Annotated in this window: 18 protein-coding genes and 1 riboswitch; of the genes, 13 read left to right on the top strand and 5 right to left on the bottom strand. The window is 68.1% G+C overall.

Annotated features, from left to right (window positions below):
• Positions 1–2 precede the first annotated feature (2 nt).
• Positions 3–1235: a 3-methyl-2-oxobutanoate dehydrogenase (2-methylpropanoyl-transferring) subunit alpha gene (locus tag DM992_RS15375; protein ID WP_111017434.1), complete on the bottom strand. Its 1233-nt coding sequence runs from the start codon at positions 1233–1235 to the stop codon at positions 3–5.
• Positions 1236–2247: 1012 nt separating this feature from the next.
• Here DM992_RS15375 and DM992_RS15385 point away from each other — a divergent pair.
• The 7 genes from DM992_RS15385 to DM992_RS15415 all read left to right on the top strand — a co-directional run bounded on the left by DM992_RS15385 (position 2248) and on the right by DM992_RS15415 (position 9481).
• Entirely contained in the window at positions 2248–3273 is a 1026-nt protein-coding gene (locus tag DM992_RS15385; protein ID WP_111017435.1) for a substrate-binding domain-containing protein, read from the top strand.
• A 74-nt stretch (positions 3274–3347) separates the two neighbouring features.
• Complete coding sequence (locus tag DM992_RS15390) at positions 3348–4376, top strand: ABC transporter substrate-binding protein (protein ID WP_111017436.1); 1029 nt, start codon at positions 3348–3350, stop codon at positions 4374–4376.
• A gap of 17 nt (positions 4377–4393) precedes the next feature.
• Positions 4394–5218, top strand: coding sequence for an ABC transporter permease (locus tag DM992_RS15395; protein WP_111017437.1), 825 nt, complete (start codon positions 4394–4396; stop codon positions 5216–5218).
• 10 nt (positions 5219–5228) lie between these two features.
• Positions 5229–6131: an ABC transporter permease subunit gene (locus DM992_RS15400; RefSeq protein WP_111017438.1), complete on the top strand. Its 903-nt coding sequence runs from the start codon at positions 5229–5231 to the stop codon at positions 6129–6131.
• Positions 6132–6152: 21 nt separating this feature from the next.
• A complete protein-coding gene (locus tag DM992_RS15405; protein WP_111017439.1) occupies positions 6153–7184 on the top strand; it encodes an ABC transporter ATP-binding protein in 1032 nt (343 codons plus the stop codon).
• An 87-nt stretch (positions 7185–7271) separates the two neighbouring features.
• Positions 7272–8096: a phosphodiesterase gene (locus DM992_RS15410; protein ID WP_111017440.1), complete on the top strand. Its 825-nt coding sequence runs from the start codon at positions 7272–7274 to the stop codon at positions 8094–8096.
• Between the two features lie 185 nt (positions 8097–8281).
• Complete coding sequence (locus DM992_RS15415) at positions 8282–9481, top strand: MFS transporter (protein ID WP_111017441.1); 1200 nt, start codon at positions 8282–8284, stop codon at positions 9479–9481.
• Positions 9482–9502: 21 nt separating this feature from the next.
• On the opposite strand, the gene DM992_RS15420 is transcribed toward DM992_RS15415, so the two are convergent.
• Entirely contained in the window at positions 9503–10675 is a 1173-nt protein-coding gene (locus DM992_RS15420) for an EamA family transporter (RefSeq protein ID WP_111017442.1), read from the bottom strand.
• 388 nt (positions 10676–11063) lie between these two features.
• Here DM992_RS15420 and DM992_RS15430 point away from each other — a divergent pair, with 388 nt between their 5' ends.
• Positions 11064–11354 carry an XRE family transcriptional regulator gene (locus tag DM992_RS15430; protein WP_111017443.1) on the top strand — a complete coding sequence of 97 codons (291 nt, stop codon included), beginning with the start codon at positions 11064–11066 and terminating at the stop codon, positions 11352–11354.
• A gap of 60 nt (positions 11355–11414) precedes the next feature.
• On the opposite strand, the gene DM992_RS15435 is transcribed toward DM992_RS15430, so the two are convergent.
• The 3 genes from DM992_RS15435 to DM992_RS15445 form a co-directional block, all read right to left on the bottom strand.
• Positions 11415–12203, bottom strand: coding sequence for a molybdopterin-dependent oxidoreductase (locus tag DM992_RS15435; RefSeq protein ID WP_111017444.1), 789 nt, complete (start codon positions 12201–12203; stop codon positions 11415–11417).
• A gap of 29 nt (positions 12204–12232) precedes the next feature.
• Complete coding sequence (locus DM992_RS15440; protein WP_111017445.1) at positions 12233–12865, bottom strand: cytochrome b/b6 domain-containing protein; 633 nt, start codon at positions 12863–12865, stop codon at positions 12233–12235.
• Between the two features lie 170 nt (positions 12866–13035).
• Positions 13036–13302, bottom strand: coding sequence for a pentapeptide MXKDX repeat protein (locus DM992_RS15445; protein ID WP_111017446.1), 267 nt, complete (start codon positions 13300–13302; stop codon positions 13036–13038).
• A gap of 269 nt (positions 13303–13571) precedes the next feature.
• A riboswitch (TPP riboswitch) is annotated at positions 13572–13688 on the top strand.
• A 124-nt stretch (positions 13689–13812) separates the two neighbouring features.
• Between DM992_RS15445 and thiC the strand changes: the two genes are divergently transcribed.
• From thiC to DM992_RS15470, 5 genes are all read left to right on the top strand, one after another.
• Positions 13813–15744, top strand: coding sequence for a phosphomethylpyrimidine synthase ThiC (gene thiC, locus DM992_RS15450; RefSeq protein ID WP_111017447.1), 1932 nt, complete (start codon positions 13813–13815; stop codon positions 15742–15744).
• Positions 15745–16003: 259 nt separating this feature from the next.
• Positions 16004–16219, top strand: a complete 216-nt coding sequence (locus DM992_RS15455; protein WP_111017448.1) for a glycine zipper 2TM domain-containing protein — start codon at positions 16004–16006, stop codon at positions 16217–16219.
• Between the two features lie 215 nt (positions 16220–16434).
• A complete protein-coding gene (locus DM992_RS15460; RefSeq protein WP_111017449.1) occupies positions 16435–16683 on the top strand; it encodes a hypothetical protein in 249 nt (82 codons plus the stop codon).
• 140 nt (positions 16684–16823) lie between these two features.
• Complete coding sequence (locus DM992_RS15465; RefSeq protein WP_111017450.1) at positions 16824–17750, top strand: DMT family transporter; 927 nt, start codon at positions 16824–16826, stop codon at positions 17748–17750.
• 484 nt (positions 17751–18234) lie between these two features.
• On the top strand, positions 18235–19515 hold the full coding sequence (locus DM992_RS15470) for an EAL domain-containing protein (protein ID WP_111017451.1): 1281 nt from the start codon (positions 18235–18237) through the stop codon (positions 19513–19515).
• The last annotated feature ends 52 nt before the right edge of the window (positions 19516–19567 follow it).

Raw genomic sequence — 19567 nt, forward strand, 5'->3', positions numbered from 1 at the left:
GGTCATGCTCCCAGTTCCTGGCGCTGACGGCGCAGATGCGCGGGCAGCTCCTTGTACACGTCGTCGAACATCGAGGCCGGCGACGGGATCCGGTCGTCGGCCAGCGACCCGTATTTCTCCGCTTCCTTCTGCGCGGCGATCACCTCGGCCTCGAGCTCGGCCGTCAGCGCGTCGTGCGCGCTGTCGGACCAGATGCCCTTGACGATCAGGTGGCGCTTGAAGCGGGCGATCGGATCGCCGAGCGGGAAATGGGCCCAGTCGTCGCTCGGCCGGTACTTGGTCGGGTCGTCCGACGTCGAATGCGCACCGGCGCGGTAGGTCACCCACTCGATCAGCGTCGGGCCGAGATTGCGGCGCGCGCGTTCGGCTGCCCAGCTCGATGCCGCGTAGATCGCGAGGAAGTCGTTGCCGTCGACGCGCAGCGATGCGATCCCGCAGCCGACGCCGCGCCCCGCAAACGTCGTGCCTTCACCGCCCGCGATCGCCTGGAACGTCGAGATCGCCCACTGGTTGTTGACGACGTTCAGCACGACCGGCGCGCGGTACACGTGCGCGAACGTGAGCGCGGTGTGGAAATCGGCTTCGGCCGTCGCGCCGTCGCCGATCCACGCGGACGCGATCTTCGTGTCGCCCTTGATCGCCGACGCCATCCCCCAGCCGACCGCCTGGATGAACTGCGTCGCGAGATTGCCGGAAATCGAGAAAAAGCCTGCGTCGCGATCCGAGTACATCACGGGAAGCTGGCGCCCTTTCAGCGGGTCGCCTTCGTTCGACATGAGCTGGCAGATCATCCGCTCGAGCGGCACGTCGCGCGCGATCAGGATGCTCTGCTGCCGGTAGGTCGGGAAGCACATGTCGCCGTCGCGCAGCGCCATCGCATGCGCGGTGCCGATCGCCTCTTCGCCGAGGCTCAGCATGTAGAACGAGATTTTCTTCTGGCGCTGCGCGATCATCATGCGCGCGTCGAAAATGCGGGTCTTGAGCATCGCGCGCAGCCCGGCGATCAGGCGCGCATCGTCGAGGTCCGGCGCCCACGGGCCGAGGGCGTTGCCGTGGTCGTCGAGCACGCGCACGAGGCTGCGGGCAAGATTGGCGGTGTCCGCCGCGGCAACGTCGATCGGCGGGCGGCGGACCGCGCCGGCCGGCGATAGATGCAGATAGGAAAAGTCCGTCTTGCAGCCCGGGCGCCCGGTGGGCTCCGGCACATGCAGACGCAATGGCTCTGACAGGCTCATCGTGTCGTCTCCACGCTCGATTGTGTCTCACGCTGATAGGCGCGCGCGGCCGGTTGCCGGCCTGCGCGCGGGCTGGCGCGCGGATAAGCGCGCCAGCCTTGGAAATCTATGCAATGCCGCGCCGGCCGTCGATGACCAACCCGCTCGATCGCGGTGAGCATATTTGCCATGATAGGCGCGGGATGGCGGGATGGTATGCCTGTCGCGGCTGGCGGTCGCGCGCGCTTGTGTCAGTTGCATGGTCATCGCGTCCGGCGCGATGCCGCAAAAACAAAAAACCCGCGAGCGCTCGATCTCTCGCGGGTTTTCGTACCTTCATGGAATCGCGTGGAAGCGATCGTGGTGCCGGGGACCGGACTTGAACCGGCAAGCCAATTAAGGCGGCGGATTTTCGTCACACTGCTTCTTTCAAAGCCGGCGTCGCGTGGGCGATGCCGTTCGTGCGCTGGACTATGCCTTCGCCGTCGCGCGCGGGCGCAATCGCCGCCCATGCGCCTTAGGCGCCCCCCGTCTAGTCTCTACACCTTCCTCGCGGGAGCCGCGAGGCTTGGCTCGGCGTTGCCTCGATGCGAGCATCAGGGGTTTCGCCGAATTTGAAGGGTTCTGCACCGACCGTTTCCGGCCGGGCACTCAATCGTTTAAGTCCGCTATGTTTACCAATTTCATCACCCCGGCAAGAGGGCGGACGCGATTCTACCATTGCTTGCGCATACGTTCCCTTATTCGGGCGACATGCGTCGGGACGCGACGTACGTGCGCGCGCCATCGCCGCTCGACACACCATCGCATCGCACGCACCCTCCAGTGTAATCGGCGCCAATACGACACTGCCCGCGATTTCGTCCCGCGCCGCAACATCCGCCGATACAATCGAGTCCGCCTTGTCCGACGGCCCCAAACCGTCTGACGTTTGTATCGCACCTGTTGTGAAACAAGCGTCGCGTACGTCATCGCGAAGTCACAAACGTTTTCGATAATCCCCCTGCCGAAAACGTTTACATCGCGCTACTTCATGACCTCGACCATCAAGGACGTCGCTGCCCTCGCGGGCTTCTCGATCGCCACCGTCTCGCGCGCGATCAACGCACCGCATACCGTCAGCCCCGCCACGCTGCAGACGATCCGCACCGCGATCGACACGCTGCAGTTCCGCCCGAGCCCGCTCGGCCGGCAATTGCGCGGCGAACGCACGCGGCTCGTCGGCGTCGTCGTGCCGACGCTGTCGAACCCGGTGTTCGCCGATTGCCTGCAAGGCATCGACGAGCTCGCTACGGCGGCCGGCTTCAAGCTGATCCTGATGACGACCGAGTACGACGCGGCGCGCGAGCGTCACGCAATCGAGACGCTGCGCGAGCAGCGCGTCGAAGGGCTGATCCTCACCGTCGCCGACGCGGACACGCACCCGCTGCTCGACATGCTCGACCGCGACGGCCCGCATTACGTGCTGATGCACAACGACACGCAGCGCCGCCCGTCGGTATCGGTCGACAACCGCTGCGCCGCCTATGACGGCGTGCGGCTGCTGACAGCGCGCGGTCACCGCCGCGTGCTGATGCTGGCCGGTTCGCTCGCCGCGTCGGATCGCGCGCGCCAGCGCCATCTCGGTTATGCGCAGGCACTCGAGGAAAGCGGCGTCGCCACGCTGCCGCCGGTCGAAGTCGACTTCAACGCACCCGAGCTGCCCGACGCGGTGCTCGCGCATCTGACCTCGCGCGCCACGCGCCCGACCGCGCTCTTCTGCAGCAACGACCTGCTCGCGATGGTCGTGATGCGCGGCCTGCGCCGCGCGGGCTTCTCGATCCCGGACGACCTGTCGGTGCTCGGCTTCGACGGGATCGCGATCGGCGAACTGCTCGCGCCGCCGCTCGCGAGCGTCGCGACGCCGAACCGCGACATCGGCCGCCACGCATGGCGGCGTCTCGTCGAATGCATCGGCGGCGCGACGATCGAACGCACGTCGCTGATCCTGCCTCATGCCGTACGCGACGGCGCGACGGTCGCACCGCCTGCCACCGACCTGCAATTGCGCAAGGCCTGAACGCACGGGCCGCACCACTAAGCACGCCGACCACCACACCACCCCAGCGCCACACACTCGCCCGGAGACCCACCGTGTCCTTTCGCCTGACCTCGCTGCTGCGCGCGCTCGCCGCGCCGCTCGCCTGCGCCGCGCTTTTCGCCGGCGCACCCGCCGCCCACGCCGACGAAACGGCGATCTGCTACAACTGCCCGCCCGAATGGGCCGACTGGGCCGCGCAGATCGCGGCGATCAAGCAGAAGACCGGCATCCGCGTGCCGTTCGACAACAAGAACTCGGGCCAGTCGATCGCGCAGCTGATCGCCGAGCAGAAGAGCCCGGTCGCCGATGTCGTCTACCTCGGCGTGTCGTCGGCATTCCAGGCGAAGGACAAGGGCGTGATCGCGCCGTACAAGCCCGCGCACTGGAACGACATTCCCGCGAACCTGAAGGACCCGCAAGGCTACTGGTTCGCGATCCACTCGGGCACGCTCGGCTTCTTCGTGAACAAGGACGCGCTCGACGGCAAGCCGGTGCCGCGCTCGTGGGCCGATCTGCTGAAACCCGAATACAAGGGCATGGTCGGTTATCTCGATCCGTCCAGCGCATTCGTCGGCTACGCGGGTGCGGTGGCCGTCAACCAGGCGCTCGGCGGCAGCGTCGACAACTTCAAGCCGGCGCTCGACTGGTTCCGCAAGCTGAAGGCAAACGCGCCGATCGTGCCGAAGCAGACCGCGTATGCGCGCGTGCTGTCCGGCGAGATTCCGATCCTGCTCGACTACGACTTCGACGCGTATCGCGCGAAATACAAGGACAACGCGAACGTCGAGTTCGTGATTCCGAAGGAAGGCACGATCGCGGTGCCGTACGTGATGAGCCTCGTGAAGGGCGCGCCGCACGATGCGAACGGCAGGAAGGTGCTCGATTTCGTGCTGTCGGACGAAGGCCAGAAGCTGTGGGCCAACGCGTACCTGCGCCCGGTGCGTGCGCAGACGCTCGGCGCCGATGTCGCCGCGAAGTTCCTGCCGGCGAGCGAGTACGCACGTGCGAAGCCGGTCGACTTCGGCAGGATGGCGGCCGGTCAGCAGGCGTTCGGCCAGCAGTACCTGCAGGTGATGCAGTAAGCAGCAGGACGCAACCGATGCTCGATCTGACTTTCCCGCTGCGCTGGCGCGTCGCGCTCGTCGCGCCGGCGCTCGCGATGTTCGCCGCGTTCTGGCTGCTGCCGATGGCGGCGCTCGTGCAGGTGTCCGCCGACGGCGCCTTCTTCTCGCAATACGCGGCGCTGCTCGGCAATGCGCGCTACATGAAGAGCCTCGGCGAGACCGTCGCGCTGTCCGCGGGCGTCACGCTCGCGACGCTCGCGCTGTCGACGATCTCCGGCCTGCTGCTCGCGCGCCGCGAATTCGGCGGCAAGCGCGTGCTGCTCGCGCTGCTCACGTTCCCGCTCGCGTTCCCGGGCGTCGTCGTCGGCTTCATGGTGATCATGCTCGCCGGGCGCCAGGGGCTGATCGGCATGCTGTCCGCGAAGCTCACCGGCGACAAGTGGGTGTTCGCGTATTCGGTCGCGGGCCTGTTCGTCGGCTACCTGTACTTCTCGATTCCGCGCGTGATCGTCACCGTGATCGCGGCCGCATCGAAGCTCGATGCATCGCTCGAGGAAGCCGCGCGCTCGCTCGGCGCGTCGCCGTGGCGCATCTTCGTCGACATCGTGCTGCCCGCGCTCGCGCCGGGGCTGATCGCGGCCGGCGCGATCTGCTTCGCGACCGCGATGGGCGCATTCGGCACCGCGTTCACGCTGGCCACCGACCTGAACGTGCTGCCGATGACCATCTATACCGAGTTCACGCTGAACGCGAATATCGCGACGGCGGCCGGCCTGTCGATCGTGCTCGGCATCGTCACCTGGGCCGTGCTCGCACTCGCGCGCCGCTTCACCGGCCACACCGCCGCCGCCGCGGCCTGAGGATTCCTGCATGCAATCGCTTTCCGGCTCTTCCGCGCCTTCGCCGGCGCCCGCTTCCGCTTCCGCGCAGGCGAACGGTGTTGCGCGGCGCACGCCGCGCGTCACGGGCGCGCGTGCGATCGCCGCGCTTCAATGGAGCGTCACGCTGCTGCTGTGCGCGTTCCTGATCGTGCCCGTCGTGATGTCGGTGCTCGCGGGGCTGACCGTCAACTATTTCCGCGGACTGTCGAGCGGCCTCACGCTGCGCTGGCTCGAACAGGTGTGGCAGCAGTATCACGGCTCGGTCGCGCTGTCTTTATACGTCGCGTTCGCGACGCTCGCGATCGTGCTCGCGGTCGGCGTGCCGGCCGGCTATGCGCTCGCGCGCAGCAAGAGCCGCGTCGCGCGCGCGATCGAGGAGGCGCTGGTGCTGCCGGTCGCGCTGCCGGGCCTCGCGTCGGCGCTCGCGCTGCTGGTCGTGTACGGCGGCTTCACCGCGTTCCGGATGAGCCTGTGGTTCATCGTCGTCGGCCACGTCGTGTTCACGCTGCCGTTCATGGTGCGCGCGGTCGCGGCCGTCGCGGCGGGCGCCGACCTGCGCACGCTCGAGGAAGGCGCGGCCAGCCTCGGTGCGTCGTTCGTCACGCGCTTCGTCACGATCGTGCTGCCGAACCTGCGCCCCGGCATCGTCGCGGGCGCTCTCGCGGTGCTCACGCTGTCGATCGGCGAATTCAACCTCACGTGGATGCTGCATACGCCCGACACCAAGACGCTGCCCGTCGGGCTCGCCGATACCTATGCGTCGCTGCGCCTCGAAGTCGGCAGCGCGTACACGATCCTGTTCCTGCTGATGACGCTGCCGCTTCTCGTCGCGATGCAATGGCTCGGCGTCGATCCGTCCGGCACGCGTGCGCTCAAGCGCCGCCCGCGCTGACCCGCTGACCCTTTCGCTGACATGAAACTCGATTCCACTCCCATCACCCTGACCGGCTGCGCGAAGACGTTCCGCGGCACGCGCGTGCTCGAACCGCTCGACCTGTCGATCGGCGCGGGCGAAACGCTCGTGCTGCTCGGGCCGTCCGGCTGCGGCAAGACCACGACACTGCGCCTGATCGCGGGCCTCGATATGCCGGACGCCGGCGGCACGATCGCGTTCGGCAACGACGACGTGACCGCACTGCCGATCGAGCGCCGGCAGGTCGGCATGGTGTTCCAGAACTACGCGCTGTTTCCGAACCTGACGGTGCGCGGCAACGTCGGCTACGGGCTGAAGATTCGCAAGACCGAACCGCGCGCACTGCGCGAGCGCGTCGACGAACTGCTCGCGATGATGCGGCTCGACGCGCACGCGGACAAGCCGATCGATCAACTGTCGGGCGGCCAGCGCCAGCGCGTCGCGCTGGCGCGCGCGCTGGCGGTGCGGCCGCGCGTGCTGCTGCTCGACGAACCGCTGACGGCACTCGACGCGAAACTGCGCGACGTGCTGCGTCGCGAGATGAATGCGCTGCTGCGCGAGCTCGGCGTGACGACGGTCTACGTGACGCACGATCAGGCCGAAGCGATGGAGCTCGGCGACCGGATCGTCGTGATGGGCGCGGGCCGCATCGAACAGATCGGCACGCCGCGCGACATCTACTACCGGCCGGCCAACCGCACGGTCGCGCAGTTCATCGGCACGCTGAACCGGCTTGGCGGACAATGGCGCGATGGTGCGCTCGTGACGACGGGCGGCGCGATCGTCACGCCGCATGCGGCCGACGAGTGGTTCTTCCGCCCCGAGGATGCGCAGCTCGCCGATCCCGCGCATGCGCCGCTGCGCGGCACGGTCGGCGCGTGCGCATTCCTCGGCGAGCGCACGCGGCTCACGATCGAGCACGCGGCGCCCGACGCGCTCGTGATCGACGTGCCGGGCCGCATCGCGCTCGCGCACGGCACGGCGGTCGGCATTACGATTGCACCGGAAGGCCTGATCGCGCTCGGCGCTTGATGCACTTCGAATGCACCACGCATGCACGCCCCCACCGCGGCGCATGACGCCGCACCCACAATAACCAGACGATTCCGAGAACCGACGATGCTGCTAGCTCAAATCAGCGATCTCCACATCAAGCGGCCGGGTCAGCTCGCGTACCGGCGCGTCGACACGGCGGCCGCGCTCGCGCGCTGCATCGCGAGGCTGAACGCGCTCGTGCCGCGCCCCGACGCCGTGCTCGTCACCGGCGACCTGACCGACTTCGGCCACGACGACGAATACGCCAACCTGCGCGACCTGCTCGCGCCGCTCGAGATTCCGTACTACCTGATGATCGGCAATCACGACGACCGCGCCGGGCTGCGCCGCGCGTTCGCCGATCGCGCCGAACTGCAGGACGGCGAATTCGTGCAGTACGCACTCGACGTCGGCGCGGTGCGCGTGCTCGCGCTCGATTCGCAGGTGCCCGGCGCGAGCCACGGCGACCTGTGCGACGCACGGCTCGCATGGCTCGCCGCGCAGCTCGCCGCCGCGCGCGATCGCCCGGTGATCGTCGCGCTGCATCACCCGCCGTTCGTGTCGGGAATCGGCCACATGGACGCACTGCGCCTCGCACCCGCGGCCGCCGCGAAACTCGACGCGCTGCTGCGCGGTTATCCGAACGTCGAGCGCGTGCTGTGCGGTCACGTGCACCGCATGATGTTTACGCGTTTCGGCGGCACGCTCGCGTCGGCCGTGCCGGCGCCCGCGCACCAGGTCGCGTTCGACCTGCGGGCCGATGCGCCGTCCGCGTTCCGGCTCGAACCGCCGGCGTTCGCGGTGCATCATCATGCGCCGGATACGGGGATGACGTCGCACCACGTGTATGTGGACGAAGGCGCCGGGCCTTATCCGTTCTATGAGCCGACGGGGGAGCTGGTCGACTGACTGCATGAAGAACGTGCGATGACGGGCGGCCGGTCATGCCGCTTGTGCCGGTTGTGCCGGTTCGTCGCCGCCCGGCAGGATTCACGTTGCTCCGGTATGATCGGCAGCCTCGGCCGACGCCCGGCCCGCCTGCGCACCCGACGCGTGCGCCGCGCGCCGCGCCGCCCAACTTCGCCCGCGCAGCCATGTCCACCGCCTCCACCGACCGTCCGACCGACGCCGCCTCGCCCCACTACTCGCGCAGCCTGCTGTTGCTGCTCGCGACGATCGCGGGCGTGTCCGTCGCGAACATCTACTACAACCAGCCGCTGCTCGACAGCTTCCGCTCGGCCTTTCCCGACGGTGCGTCGTGGATCGGCGCGGTGCCGACCGCGACGCAGCTCGGCTATGCGGCCGGAATGTTCCTGCTCGCGCCGCTCGGCGACCGTTTCGACCGCCGCGGGCTGATCCTGATGCAGATCGCCGGCCTGTCGGTCGCGCTGATCGTGGCGGCCGCCGCGCCGTCGCTGGCCGTGCTCGCCGTCGCGAGCCTCGCGATCGGCGTGCTCGCGACCATCGCGCAGCAGGCCGTGCCGTTCGCGGCCGAAATCGCGCCGCCCGCCGAACGCGGGCACGCGGTCGGCACCGTGATGAGCGGCCTGCTGCTCGGCATCCTGCTCGCGCGCACGGCCGCCGGCTTCGTCGCCGAATATTTCGGTTGGCGCGCGGTGTTCGCCGCGTCGGTCGCGGCGCTCGTCGCGCTGGCCGCCGTGATCGTGCTGCGGCTACCGCGCAGCTCGCCGACGTCGACGCTGCCGTACGGCAAGCTGCTCGGCTCGATGTGGCATCTGGCGGTCGAACTGCGCGGGCTGCGCGAGGCGTCGCTGACGGGCGCCGCGCTGTTCGCGGCGTTCAGCGCGTTCTGGCCCGTGCTCACGCTATTGCTCGCCGGCGCACCATTCCATCTCGGCCCGCAGGCAGCCGGCCTGTTCGGGATCGTCGGCGCGGCAGGCGCGCTTGCGGCGCCCTACGCGGGCCGCTTCGCGGACACGCGCGGCCCGCGCGCGATCATCTCGCTTGCGATCGCGCTGCTCGCGCTGTCGTTCGTGATCTTCGCGCTGTCGGGCTCGAGCCTCGTCGGGCTCGTGATCGGCGTGATCGTGCTGGACGTCGGCGTGCAGGCCGCGCAGATCTCGAACCAGTCGCGCATCTATGCGCTGAAGCCCGAGGCGCGCAGCCGCGTCAACACGGTGTACATGGTGTGCTATTTCATCGGCGGCGCGCTCGGCTCGTCGGCCGGCGTCGCCGCATGGCGCGCGTTCGGCTGGACCGGCATGTGCGCGGCCGGGCTGCTGTTCACCGCGCTCGCGGGCTGGTCCCACCATCGCGGCGGCCGGCGCGGCTGAGCGCGACCGGCCACGGCTGCGTCACGCGTCGGCACGCGGCGCGGCCGGTTCGCCGGCGGGCGGCGGCGCAAACGCCTGCGCCGGATCCATGACCACCGCCGGATCCATCACGGCAGCCGGCGTCGGCACCGCCAGCGGGACGGCGGAAGGCGCCAGGATGGGCGCCGCCTCCGGCAGCGCGATCTGATCGGGTGCGGACGCAACGTCCGCCGTCGACGCGGCCGCCACGACCGGCGAACCGGCAGCCGCCGCGCGTGCCGCGGGCCGGCGCGCCGGATCGAACACGAACGACAGCCCGACGCTGCCGAGGATCGCGACGGTCGCGACCACGGTCGCCATCGTCACCGGTTCGCCAAGCAGCAGCGCACCGAGCGCGACCGCGACGATCGGGTTCACGTACATGCAGCTGCTCGCGATGATCGGGCTCGTGTGGCGGATCAGGTAGCCGTACGCGACGTACGCGGCCATCGTGCAGAACACCATCAGGTACAGAAACGCGAACACGGGCCCGATGGCCAGCTGCTCGACGCGTTCGCCGAGCAGCCAGGCGACGAGCGTCGACATCAGCCCGCCGAGGCCGATCTGCAGCGACGTGGACAAAAACAGGTCGGACGGCAGCTTGAGCCGCGTCGCGAGATGCGCGCCGCCCGCCCAGAACAGCGCGCCGGCCAGCACGCAGATCGTGCCGAGCGCCGAGTTCGCGGCTGCCGCGCCGCCCGAATTCAGCACGACGATGCCGACCATCCCGAGCGCGACGGCCGCCCACTCGCCCTTCGTCACCGGCCGACCGGCCACCGCCGCGATCACGGTCGCGAACAGCGGCACCGTGGCCACCATTACCGCGGCCGAGCCGCTGCTGACCGTGCGCATCCCGAGCGCGATCGTGCCCGACGACAGCGCGACGAGCATCGTTCCGACGATCGCCGAATTGCGGATCTCCAGCAGCGTCGGCCATTCCGGCTTGCGCCGCAGCGCGAAGACGAACAGGCCGATCCCGCCGAGCAGGTTGCGCAGCCCCGACAGCAGCAGCGGCGGGAACGACTGCAGCGCGAAATGCAGGCCGCTGTAGGTCGAACCCCAGACGAAATAGATGAATACGAGCGCCAGCGCGACGCGGCCGCCGCGGCTTTGCGGCAGGCGGACCCGGAACGAAAGGCGGGAGAAGAAATCGAGGAGACGGTCGAGCGGGGTCATCGTGCAACCCGCCCGCACATCGCACCGCGTGCTCCGCTGAAAGACGCCGGCAATGCCGGCAAGCGGTCCTGGCGGGACCGGAAAGGCAGAGCGAACATGCGGAACGACATGGCAGTGCGAACGGCGACGAAAGAGAACCGGCAAGCGGCGGCAGAGGGACAAAAAACGCGCGCAACCGCTTCGGCTGCGCACGCTCGGCATTATGGCATCACGGATTCGAAAGCATCGTCAGACCTGCCTGAAAGGATAAGGACTGACGTTTCGGCGCGACATTTCTCGGCCGGCGGACCGGTGAAATCCGGGGCCGGATGCGCGATGCACGCACGAACAAAACCGATATCGACCTGGCCGCCCGGCGTTATCGCACGCTGATGATGGCGTTGAAACGATGACCAATGAACGTTACACGAACGTCTGGGACGCAATCGAGGGTCAGCCGGCCGAGGCCGGGAACATGAAGCTGCGCTCCGAACTGATGATCGCGCTCAAGCAGCGCATCGCACAGCTCGAGCTCAGTCAGGCCCGGGCCGCGCAACGGCTGGGCGTCGCGCAGCCGCGCGTCTCCGATCTGCTGCGCGGCAAGATCAACCTGTTCGGGCTCGACGCGCTCGCGAACATGGCCGCGGCAGTCGGCCTGCGCGTCGATCTCTCCAGGTGCACGCATCCGCATGACGCGTGACGCCCGTGACGCGATGCAGCGCGGCACGCGCATGCGCCGCGATGCCGGGCCATGCGCCGCTCACGATCCGCCGAACCAGTTGTATCCCTGATCGACCCAGTAGCCGCCCGGAAACGTATCGGTCACGAAGATTTCCATGATGTGCTTCGGGTTCTTGTAGCCGAGCTTGGTCGGCATCCGCAGCTTCATCGGAAAACCGAATTCCGGCGGCAGCCGGCGGCCGTCGTAGTCGAACGCGAGCAGCGTCTGCGGATGCAGCGCGGTCGGCATGTCGATGCTCTCGTAGTAGTCGTCCGCGCACTTGAAGCCGACGTATTTCGCGCGCGTGTCGGCGCCGGCGCGCGCGAGGAACGCGCCGAACGGCGTGCCGCCCCAGCGGCCGATCGCGCTCCACCCTTCCACGCAGATATGCCGCGTGATCTGCTCGGCGTGCGGCAGCGCATACAGCTCGTCGAGCGTCCACACGCGCTTGCCCGTCACGCGGCCGGACAGCACGAGCCGATACGTCGACGCGTCGACGTGCGGCACGTCGTCGATCCCGTAGTACGCGTTGAACGGGAACGGCCGCGTGATGTCGGCTTCGGTGTAGGTCGGCGCGAGCCGTTCGCCGCTGAACAGCCAGGCCTGCACGCGATCGTTCATGCGCGACACTTTCTCGAGGAACGTGTTGACCGACGCATCGTCCTGCAGCGTGCAGCCGGTCAGCATCGTCAGCCCGCCGAGCGTCAGCACGCGCCGGTTGAAGAGCCGCCGCGACGGCATCTCGAGCGCGCGGCGCACGTCGAGTTCGAGCGACTTCCGGTCGAGGGTCCAGCGCGGCTGGCCGCGCCTGTTTTCGGATTCCGACATGATGATTTCCTTCGCCCGCGGCTCGCGGGTCAGCGGCCGCGCAGCATCGCGAGCAGCGAGCGCGGCACCAGCAGCGCCATTGCGACGTGTACGACAAAAAATGCGACGAGCAGCGACATCGCCCAGAAATGCACGACGCGCGCGTTGTCGTAACCGCCGAACAGCTCGCGCAGCAGCGGGAACTGCACGGACTTCCAGATCGCGAGCCCCGACAGCACCAGCACGACGAGATCGACGATCGCGGTCAGGTACGCCGCGCGCTGCACCGCGTTGTAGACGCTCAGGTCGGCATGCGACAGCCGCCCGCCGAGCGCGGCGCGTACGTCGCGCCACACGGACGCCGGCGTGACGGGCAGCATCTTGCGCACAAGGCGCCCGGTCGCGAGCGACATCGCGAGGTAGAACAGCCCGTTGCCGACGAGCAGCCACATCGCCGCGAAATGCCATTGCAGCGCGCCGCCGAGCCAGCCTCCGATCGTGATGCCGTGAGGAAACGTGAACGGCGGATAGATCGGCGACGCGTCGTAGATGCGCCAGCCGGACAGCGCCATCAGCACGGCCGCGAGCGCGTTGAGCCAGTGGCTCGCGCGCACCCACAGCGGATGGATCGGGCGCGCGGGCGGCGTGGCGGCCGTGCGCCCTGTGGCGGGAACGGTTTGCATGATGAAAACTCCCGGAATGAGGCGACGGAGCGCGAGACGGGGCCGGAGACCGGCCACGCCGCGCATGCGCTGAACGTGCGGCGTGGCGCGTGCCGCGCGTCGGCCGGCACCGCGTGCCGTCCCGGCACGCAGCGGCGACATGCGCGTCGGCCGCGCTCCGTCCGTTTCCGTCAGTTCGACGGTGCCATCTTGTCGCCCGACGTCGGCTTGCCCATCGAGTCGTGCGACATCGCGTCCTTCTTCGTCGCGTCCTTCTTCGTCGCGTGCTTCTTCATGGCGTCCTTCTTCATCGCGCCGTCCTTGGCCATCGCGTCGTGGCCCATCGCGTCCTTCGACATCGACGATCCTTCCTTCGACATCGCGTCGTTCTGCGCATACGCACCCGTTACGACCATGGCGAAACCGGCGACACAGGCTGCGATCAGTACTTTTTTCATGACATCTCTCCGAAACATGGGTTTGAGGAACCGAATAGACGGACGACGTCACGGAAAATGACAGCCGATCTGAAAATATTTTTTTTGCCGGCCGGACAGCCCGCCATGCTGCACCGCTCATCCGCCGCCGACCGGGCTGCCGGACCGGACGACAACCGAGCGTGTTGCGGCGCACCCGCCTGCCATGCAGCCCGCCATAGCGCGACTGCCCCGGGATAATCACTGTACGCCCGGTTGAAACCGCCGCAAACCCGGTGTATCGTGTGCCCTTGCTAACGCGGGGGTCCTGCAATGCGTTCGGTCAAACAACCGGCATTGCGGGTGAGAAATACCCTTTGAACCTGATCTGGATAATGCCAGCGCAGGGAAGCGTACGGATTTCGCCGCCATCCTTCTGACGAAATCCGCCGCCTCACCAAGCCTCGTCTCCTGCTTAGCTCGAGCCCCACATTCGTCAAGGGCTCCGGGCAAGCGCCGAAGCGCCTGTCCGGCGCTCACACAGGAGATCGCATGAACGCCAATCCGAAGTTTCTGTCCGCCGACGCCCACGTCGATGCCGCTGCCGTCGCGCCGCTGCCGAATTCGCGGAAAGTCTATGTGACCGGCTCGCAGCCCGACATCCGCGTGCCGATGCGCGAAATCACCCAGGCCGACACGCCGACCGGCTTCGGCGGCGAAAAGAATCCGCCGATCTACGTGTATGACACGTCGGGCCCCTACACCGATCCGGAAGCGAAGATCGACATCCGCGCGGGCCTGCCCGCGCTGCGCCAGCGCTGGATCGAAGCGCGCGGCGACACCGAAGTGCTCTCCGGCCTGTCGAGCCGGTACGGCCTCGAGCGCGCGGCCGATCCGGCCACCGCCGACCTGCGTTTCCCGGGCCTGCACCGCAACCCGCGCCGCGCGCAGGCCGGCAAGAACGTCACGCAGATGCACTACGCGCGTCAGGGCATCATCACGCCGGAAATGGAATACATCGCGATCCGCGAGAACCAGCGCCGCGCCGAGTACATCGAGAGCCTGAAGTCGAGCGGCCCGAACGGCGCGAAGCTCGCCGCGATGATGGGCCGCCAGCATCCGGGCCAGGCGTTCGGCGCTGCTGCGTTCGGCGCAAACGCGCTGGCCGAGATCACGCCCGAGTTCGTGCGCGAAGAAATCGCGCGCGGCCGCGCGATCATCCCCGCGAACATCAACCACCCGGAATCGGAGCCGATGATCATCGGCCGCAACTTCCTCGTGAAGATCAACGCGAACATCGGCAACTCGGCCGTCACGTCGTCGATCGGCGAGGAAGTCGACAAGATGACGTGGGCGATCCGCTGGGGCGGCGACACGGTGATGGACCTGTCGACCGGCAAGCACATCCATGAAACGCGCGAGTGGATCATCCGCAACAGCCCGGTGCCGATCGGCACGGTGCCGATCTACCAGGCACTCGAAAAGGTCAATGGCAAGGCCGAGGACCTGACCTGGGAAATCTTCCGCGACACGCTGATCGAGCAGGCCGAGCAAGGCGTCGACTACTTCACGATCCACGCGGGCGTGCGCCTGCAGTACGTGCCGCTCACCGCGAACCGGATGACCGGCATCGTGTCGCGCGGCGGCTCGATCATGGCGAAGTGGTGCCTCGCGCATCACAAGGAAAGCTTCCTGTACGAACACTTCGAAGAGATCTGCGAGATCATGAAGGCGTACGACGTGAGCTTCTCGCTCGGCGACGGCCTGCGTCCCGGCTCGATCTACGACGCGAACGACGAAGCGCAGCTCGGCGAGCTGAAGACGCTCGGCGAACTCACGCAGATCGCATGGAAGCACGACGTGCAGGTGATGATCGAAGGCCCCGGCCACGTGCCGATGCAGCTGATCAAGGAGAACATGGATCTCCAGCTCGACTGGTGCAAGGAAGCGCCGTTCTACACGCTCGGGCCGCTCACCACCGACATCGCACCGGGCTACGACCACATCACGTCGGGCATCGGCGCCGCGATGATCGGCTGGTTCGGCACCGCAATGCTGTGCTACGTGACACCGAAGGAGCACCTCGGCCTGCCGAACAAGGACGACGTGAAGGAAGGCATCATCACGTACAAGCTCGCCGCGCACGCCGCCGACCTCGCGAAGGGTCACCCGGGCGCACAGGTGCGCGACAACGCGCTGTCGAAGGCGCGCTTCGAATTCCGCTGGGAAGACCAGTTCAACATCGGTCTCGATCCGGACAAGGCGCGCGAATTCCACGATGAAACGCTGCCGAAGGATTCGGCGAAGGTCGCGCACTTCTGTTCGATGTGCGGCCCGCACTTCTGCTCGATGAAGATCACGCAGGACGTGCGCGAATTCGCGGCGCAGCAGGGCGTGTCGGAAACCGAAGCGCTGAAGAAGGGGATGGAAGTGAAGGCGGTCGAGTTCGTCAAGACCGGCGCCGAGATCTATCACCGTCAATAAGCGGACGAGCGAACGCGGCGATCCGCACCCGACACGCATCGCGATGCACGAAGCCCGCTTTCGAGCGGGCTTTTTTACGCATGTCGGGTGCCGCGCGCATGTCGCGTGCCTAGCGGCGCACGAGAAACAAATGATTACGAAACCGCGCGAGGCTTAACAAGTCCTTACAGCAGCGGCGCGGGACGGCGCGTAGATTGGGGGCATGCGTGACCGCCAGTCGGTCGCGCGTCCTCCGTTCACTACCGCAAGGACAACGATCATGAATTATTCGATTCGGCGTATTGGGGTATGCGCACTCCTCGTCGCGACGGTGGCAAGCCTGTCGGCCTGCGATTCGATGACGAGGCGCCAGCGCGACACGGCAATCGGTGCGGGTGTCGGCGGCGTCGCCGGCGCAGCGATCGGCGGCAACGCGCTGTCGACGCTGGGCGGCGCGGCGGCTGGCGGCATCATCGGCAACCAGATCGGCAAGTAAGTCGGCCAGACGCAGGCCGGGTGCGGTCGGCTAGCGCGGCGCAACATTTCGACCAGACGGCGTTTCCGCAGTGCGGAAGCGCCGTTTTCGCATGCGGCGCTGCAACACGGGCAGCAGCGGCCGGAAATGATCCGTTACCGTTTTGCCCACCGTGTCATCGGCGCGCGGCCTAAGCTTAAGCATCTGCCGATTGCCGGCTCCGCCGGAGAGACATCATGAACAGGACCCTCGTCGCCGCGGCGCTCGCCTGCACGACGCTCGCCGGCTGCTACTACCCGTACGGCTATTATCCTGGCGGCTATTACACGGCGGCACCGGTGCAGCCGGCGCCCGTGTACGTCGATCCGGGCCCCGCCTACTACTATCCGGCGCCTGCGTACGCGCCGGCGTGGGGCGGCTATTGGGGACCGGCGGTGTCGCTCAATTTCGGTTTCGGCGGACGCGGCGGCCGGCGCCATCACTGATCGGCAACGCCGCCGGCAGCCGACCCTCCCGCCGGCAGCCGGCGGCATTCCCGTTTCTTGCCATTTCATCGAATCGTGAAACGACGGCGCGGTAACGCGGTGTAAGATCCTCCGCATCCCGTCCCTCTTCCTCACGATCGATGTCGCCCAAGAACGCCATTCTGCTGACCGTGCTCGCTGCCCTGTGGGGCGCGTCGTTCCTGTTCATCCGGATCGGCGTGATCGATTTCGGCGTCGCACCGCTGATGGCACTGCGCGTGGGCATCGGTGCGCTGTTTCTCACCGGCTTTGCGCTGACGCGCTTCAAACCCGCCGAACTCGGCGCGCGGCTGCGCCGTCACGCATGGCCGTTGTTCGTCGTCGGCGCGCTGAACTCGGGCATACCGTTCTGCCTGTTCGCGTTCGCCGAACTGACGCTGTCTGCCGGCCTGACGTCGGTGATCAACGCGACGACGCCGCTGTGGGGTGCGCTCGTGGCCTACCTGTGGCTGAAGGACAAACTGTCGCTGCCGCGCGCGCTCGGCCTCGTGATCGGTTTTGCCGGCGTGATCACGCTCGTGTGGAACCAGATCGCGAATGCGCACGGCGACACGGGCGCCGGCGCGACCGCGCTTGCCGCCGCCGCGGCGCTCGGCGCGACGCTGCTGTACGGCATCGCCGCCAATTACACGAAGCGCAAGCTCAGCGGCGTCGATCCGCTCGTCAACGCGACCGGCAGCATGATCGGCTCGACCGTCCTGCTGCTGCCGTTCGCGATCGCCACGTGGCCGGCCGCGTCGGTCGGCGCGCACGCATGGGGCGCCGTGCTCGGCCTCGGCATCGCATGCACGGGCATCGCGTATTTCATCTTCTTCTACCTGATCGCGCATGTCGGCCCCGCCCGTGCGATCACCGTGACGTTCGTGATCCCGGTGTTCGGCCTGCTGTGGGGCGCGCTGTTCCTCGACGAACACGTGTCGGCCGTGATGATCGAAGGCTGCGCGATCGTACTCGTCGGCACCGCGCTCGCGACCGGCGTGATCAAGCGGATTCCCGGTCTGGGGCCGCGTAGCGGCGAAGCGACCTGAGGATCCGGGCGCCCGGGCTGCCGGCCGTCGTGCGGTGACCGCCGACGGCCGAGCGCAACCGGTCCCCCCTGGCGCGCCGGCATTCATCCGACGGCGACACCCGCCCGCGCGCGGGGCTGTGCCCGCCGCGGGTTTTCCCGCGCCATCACGCACGCCATGCGGCCGCGACGCACGGTCATGCCACCGCCCCATGCCACCGGATTGTCATGTGCTTGCACGGCGCCCTCCGCTTCGTGGCAGTGATGCACTGCGCGCACTCGGGCGGCGCCGGTCATCGCAGCGCGCCGCCATGGCCGCGGCCGCGTACCGCGTGCGTGTGGAGTTTCCCTGATACGCGCGCCGCCGCATTCCCGTTACACTCGGAACACTCATCCGCAGAAGGCGGTCACGATGCCCCACGTTCTTTCGCGTCCGCCTGCGCATGCGACTGCTTCAGTGTGGCAGCGCACTGCCGCCCAGCCGCTCGCCCCTGGGCACCGTTGACATGAAGCCCGCCCACGACCTGTCGCTCGATTCCCTGCTCGAACGCCTCACGCTGACGCCCGGCGGCTGGCTCGCCACCTATCGCACCACGACGCTGCGCAGCGTGTTCCAGCCCGTGCTGTCGATCACGCACAAGCGCGTCGTCGGCTACGAGGCGCTGCTGCGCGTCGTCGACGCGAACGGCGCGCTGGTCTCGCCCACCGCCCTCTTCGACAAGACGCGCGCCGACGCCGATGCGCTGCTGCTCGACCGGCTCGCGCGCTGCCTGCACACGGCCAATTTCGTCGCGCAGGGCATCGGCGACGGCTGGCTGTTCCTGAACGTGACGCCGCGCGTGCTCGATTCGGGCCTCGTGCAGCGCGAGTTCGTCGAAGCGCTGTGCCGGCATTTCGGGTTGCCGCCGAACCGCATCGTGCTGGAAGTCGTCGAACAGCCGTCGCGCGACGAAGCCGCGCTCGCCCGCACGATCGACATGATCCAGCATCGCGACTTCCTGATCGCGATCGACGATTTCGGCACGGGATTCTCGAATTTCGACCGCGTGTGGCGCGCACGGCCCGACATCGTCAAGCTCGATCGTTCGCTCGTCGAGCGCACAACCGGGTCGGCCGACGACCGCCGCATCATGCATCACCTCGTGTCCATGCTGCACCAGGCCGGCGCGATGGTGCTTGCCGAGGGCGTCGAAAGCGACGACGCGCTGCAGGCGCTGATGGAAGCCGACATCGATTTCGTGCAGGGCTTCCAGTTCGGCCAGCCCGACACATCGATCGCGCACGCGAGCGCAGCCGCGCCCGCGATGCTCGACGCCGCGTGGCAGCGCTTCATCGCGCGCCGGCACACGCCGGCCGTCGCCGAGCAGCCGGGCTTCGACGCGATCGAGCGGCTCGTGCTCACCGGCGCGGCCGCATTTTCCGCGAGCGGCAACCTGCAGGATGCCGCGCAACGCGTGTTCGCGGTGCCGGCCGCGCGCCGCGTGTTCGTCACCGACGAAATCGGCGAGCAGTTCCTGCCGTCGATCGGCGCGCCCCCCGACGACGGCCACGCGAGCGCCACCCGCCTGTCGCCGCTGTTCCCGGAAACCCACAGCAACTGGTCGCGCCGCCCGTACTTCCAGCGCGCGATCGCCGCGCCCGGGCGCGTCGCGCTGATGGGCCCGCACTTCTCGCTGACGGAAGGCCGCGACTGCTATACGGCCGCCGTCGCGATCCGCGCGCAGAGCCGGCTCGTCGTGTTCTGCGTCGACTTCGTGCTCGACAGCGCGGGAACCGTGATGCGCTAGCCAGCAGGCGCGGCGGGCGCTCGCCTGCGATGCCCGTCGAGCGTGCGGCCCT

The sequence above is a fragment of the Burkholderia sp. JP2-270 genome, assembly GCF_003233675.1.
GTDB classification, from domain to species: Bacteria; Pseudomonadota; Gammaproteobacteria; order Burkholderiales; family Burkholderiaceae; genus Burkholderia; species Burkholderia pyrrocinia_C.

What these genes read in the sequence shown, in the direction of transcription:
- DM992_RS15375 (WP_111017434.1), bottom strand. Translation starts at nt 1,235, where the DNA reads ATGAGCCTGTCAGAGCCATTGCGTCTGCATGTGCCGGAGCCCACCGGG.
- DM992_RS15385 (WP_111017435.1), top strand. Translation starts at nt 2,248, where the DNA reads ATGACCTCGACCATCAAGGACGTCGCTGCCCTCGCGGGCTTCTCGATC.
- DM992_RS15395 (WP_111017437.1), top strand. Translation starts at nt 4,394, where the DNA reads ATGCTCGATCTGACTTTCCCGCTGCGCTGGCGCGTCGCGCTCGTCGCG.
- DM992_RS15400 (WP_111017438.1), top strand. Translation starts at nt 5,229, where the DNA reads ATGCAATCGCTTTCCGGCTCTTCCGCGCCTTCGCCGGCGCCCGCTTCC.
- DM992_RS15405 (WP_111017439.1), top strand. Translation starts at nt 6,153, where the DNA reads ATGAAACTCGATTCCACTCCCATCACCCTGACCGGCTGCGCGAAGACG.
- DM992_RS15410 (WP_111017440.1), top strand. Translation starts at nt 7,272, where the DNA reads ATGCTGCTAGCTCAAATCAGCGATCTCCACATCAAGCGGCCGGGTCAG.
- DM992_RS15415 (WP_111017441.1), top strand. Translation starts at nt 8,282, where the DNA reads ATGTCCACCGCCTCCACCGACCGTCCGACCGACGCCGCCTCGCCCCAC.
- DM992_RS15420 (WP_111017442.1), bottom strand. Translation starts at nt 10,675, where the DNA reads ATGACCCCGCTCGACCGTCTCCTCGATTTCTTCTCCCGCCTTTCGTTC.
- DM992_RS15430 (WP_111017443.1), top strand. Translation starts at nt 11,064, where the DNA reads ATGACCAATGAACGTTACACGAACGTCTGGGACGCAATCGAGGGTCAG.
- DM992_RS15435 (WP_111017444.1), bottom strand. Translation starts at nt 12,203, where the DNA reads ATGTCGGAATCCGAAAACAGGCGCGGCCAGCCGCGCTGGACCCTCGAC.
- DM992_RS15440 (WP_111017445.1), bottom strand. Translation starts at nt 12,865, where the DNA reads ATGCAAACCGTTCCCGCCACAGGGCGCACGGCCGCCACGCCGCCCGCG.
- DM992_RS15445 (WP_111017446.1), bottom strand. Translation starts at nt 13,302, where the DNA reads ATGAAAAAAGTACTGATCGCAGCCTGTGTCGCCGGTTTCGCCATGGTC.
- thiC (WP_111017447.1), top strand. Translation starts at nt 13,813, where the DNA reads ATGAACGCCAATCCGAAGTTTCTGTCCGCCGACGCCCACGTCGATGCC.
- DM992_RS15455 (WP_111017448.1), top strand. Translation starts at nt 16,004, where the DNA reads ATGAATTATTCGATTCGGCGTATTGGGGTATGCGCACTCCTCGTCGCG.
- DM992_RS15460 (WP_111017449.1), top strand. Translation starts at nt 16,435, where the DNA reads ATGAACAGGACCCTCGTCGCCGCGGCGCTCGCCTGCACGACGCTCGCC.
- DM992_RS15465 (WP_111017450.1), top strand. Translation starts at nt 16,824, where the DNA reads ATGTCGCCCAAGAACGCCATTCTGCTGACCGTGCTCGCTGCCCTGTGG.
- DM992_RS15470 (WP_111017451.1), top strand. Translation starts at nt 18,235, where the DNA reads ATGAAGCCCGCCCACGACCTGTCGCTCGATTCCCTGCTCGAACGCCTC.